This window comes from Bacteroides sp. CAG:633, assembly GCF_000435115.1.
Classification (GTDB): domain Bacteria; phylum Bacteroidota; class Bacteroidia; order Bacteroidales; family Bacteroidaceae; genus Bacteroides; species Bacteroides ndongoniae.
In genome coordinates, this window is sequence record NZ_FR883056.1 from 30,882 (window position 1) to 33,840 (window position 2,959).

General features: G+C 43.8%; 2 protein-coding genes and 1 pseudogene. All 3 read left to right on the top strand.

Annotation, left to right across the window (positions count from 1 at the left end; genetic code table 11):
* Positions 1-418, top strand: a pseudogene (locus tag QVP67_RS06885) (DUF4221 family protein); the annotation flags it as partial.
* Positions 419-563: 145 nt separating this feature from the next.
* The gene (locus tag QVP67_RS06890; RefSeq protein ID WP_022162836.1) at positions 564-1,658 is read left to right on the top strand and encodes a 6-bladed beta-propeller; all 1,095 of its coding nucleotides are present in this window, start codon (positions 564-566) and stop codon (positions 1,656-1,658) included.
* 235 nt (positions 1,659-1,893) lie between these two features.
* Positions 1,894-2,802, top strand: coding sequence for a hypothetical protein (locus QVP67_RS06895; RefSeq protein ID WP_288179990.1), 909 nt, complete (start codon positions 1,894-1,896; stop codon positions 2,800-2,802).
* Positions 2,803-2,959: the final 157 nt, after the last annotated feature.

Below are 2,959 nucleotides of genomic sequence, written 5' to 3' on the forward strand. Positions count from 1 at the left end.
TCGGAAGAGTGGAAAAACTGAGATCCACGAAGCGTATAGCCGTTTCTGCAAAAACAAAGCGGATAAGTGTGAGTCAAAGGAAGATTATACGAAATGGGAGAAACACGGAGTGGTAAATCCTCATTTTTATGAAGTGGGCTATTTGCCCGCACGTGATATGTACATTAGGCTGCATGTAGGCGAAGAAGAATACAATACATCAAAAAAGCTGAATGACATACTGGCCGGTAGGAAGTTATATCTGACCGTATTCGATAATCAGTTTAATATTTTAGGTGAGAGCGAACTGGCTACAAAACGTTATAGTTTGTTGACCGGTTGGTGCATGACATCGGATGCGCTTTTGCTATATGTTGACAATCCTTTATCAAGTGAGAACAAGGAAGAAAATTTTGAATACGATGAGTTAAGATGGTAAGAAAGTAGGATATGTAATATCTTCAAGACTAATTGGGATTTGATCTTATCTTTTTATAAATCATGAAGAAAAATTGCTTTCTTTGTTTGATGGGAACACAAATAATAGTTTAATCCATATAATGAATTATTAATCGATATTTATTATGAGAAATGTATTTTTAGTTTTGTCGGCACTGTTGTTGTTCGTTTCATGTCAAAAAGAGAAATCTGCAGGTGAGAGCTACGAAACGATTGTTGTCGATTTGGAGCAAAGAAAGACGGTACAGGAAGAAGCTGCTTTTTCTGATTTCTCACCGCTTCTGTTGGAAGTCACGGACGAGTCGATGCTGGGTTATATTGCCAAGGTTGTTTGCAGTGGCGATCGGCTTTATGTGCTGTCCATGATGGAACCAACTGTGTTTATTTTCGATAAATCAGGGAAGTTCAGATCGAAATTAGCAAAAGGACAGGGACCTGGCGAGGTAATTTTTGTATCGGATGCTACCGTTTACAATGATACCCTGTTCGTTTTGGACAACTATCGCAGTATCAAAGCCTACGATTTGGACGGGCATTTCCTTGGAGAGAAAATGAAAATAGAGGGGCCTTACTTTTCAATACACTTTACCCCAGAAGGTTTATACCTGCTGGATCCCAATATTAATCGACGTTCGGAGCATAATCTGCATGTTCTGACCAATACGGGTAAAGAAGAATTGTATTTACCTAAGAACAAATGGTTACAGGAAGTGAGTATAGCTTCCTATTATGCGATGCGGGACCGCTATATAGTATGGCCTCTTTCGGACAAAGTGTATCGCATCGAAGAAAAGACGGGAAGGGTATATCCGGTTTATTGGATTGACTTTAAAGGGAAATGGATTGAAGCACAGGAGTTCAAGGAAAGTGTGAAAAATGATGATATGAACCATTATGTCCGTTGGTTAAAAGATGTGATGGATATGCCGGACGGCGGCCTTTTCTTTGGATTTAAATACGACAGGGACTATTACGTCAAATACCGTGATGGCGAATGCCGTTTGTATGCTCATTTGCTGAAGGACTGCCCCAATCCGGAAATGAATGCAGCAGCAGTAGGGGCGTACCAAGGAAGTCTGATTTATGTTTATGCTCCGGAGGCATTACAAAAATACAAAGAAGAACATCCTCAAAGTAAGTTGGCTACTTTTGAATGGTTGAATCAGAGTGCCGAAAATCTGAATCCGGTATTGTTCTTCGTCCCAGTGGGAGATAAATAGAATCCTGACAGGGATTAGGTATCTTCAGATACTTTTGTTTTGACACACCTTCAATGTTTTAAATTCGTGTGTATGGCTGTCTATAAATAATATGAGATAAACGATTAATTAAAGGATAGAGTGAAAATATACTATGAGAATGATGCAACGCAACATTTTTACATTATTAATGGCGGTCGGGATGCTATGTTCTTGCAGTAGGCAGGAGACGACCGAGGTATATACATCTTTCGATGTGACAGATACATTGGTGGCAGACGTACACCGGATTCCTCCGGTCATGCTGTATCCGAGGAGTATGTTTCTGGCAGACTCCTGCCTGGTGGTGTTCAACGACAAGATGGATACTTGTTTTCAGGTGTTCGACAAAGCCGGACTCAGGTATCTGTACAGCTTCGGGGTACGGGGCGAGGGGCCGTCCGATTTCCGTATGCCATCCAACCAGCTTGTGGGAGAGCGTTTCGGCCGGACTTACGTATTGGATGTCAACGAAGTGAAGGGCATCTCACTGGCCGGTGGAAAAGCGGTCGTGACTGCCTGCAAACTCCCGGTACAACGCAGTTATTACAACGGTTTGCTGATGTTGGCAGACTCGGCTTATGTGTGTGAAACCGACTTTGAAGAGGAGAAAGAGTACCTCTTTATCCGTCCGGACGGCACTGCCGAGCAGCAGGTCGATTATCCGGAAACGCCCGACCGTTTCGGTTCTGTACTGGCTCGCAACCAGGCGTATGGACGTATTGCCGCCGCCCATCCTTCAGGCGAGCGCTTTGCCTCGTTCTATACTTCGGACCGCCGTTTCCGCATCATAGACAAGGCCGGTCGTCTGCTTCGGGATGTCACATTGGATATAGCTCCTAAAGACGACCGCATTCCGGTCGAGCCGGACAAACGGAGAATCTATCCTTTGGCCGTCTGCGCAACGGAACAATACATTTATACGCTGAACCTTGACATGACACCCGAAGAGATCAGAGAACAGAAGTCTTATCCGTCCGTCCAGATATTCTCGTGGGAGGGCAAGCCCCTGAAGCGGCTGTATCTGAACCGCATGATCAGTTCGTTTGCCATTGACGAAAAGGAACAGACCATTTATGGCGTGTTTGCCGAAAATGAAGACGAGATTTATACGTTCGACATGTAGCAGGTTACGCAAAGAAACATTGAAAAAATAGAAACGTGGGTATGGATATGAAATCTTATTTGTATGGGTTGTTGTCGCTGTTTTTATTGGCAGGATGCGCATCCCAATCCGTCGAAATGCCTTTTCCGGCTTTTGAGCGGAAAGCGGCTTTGAAGGG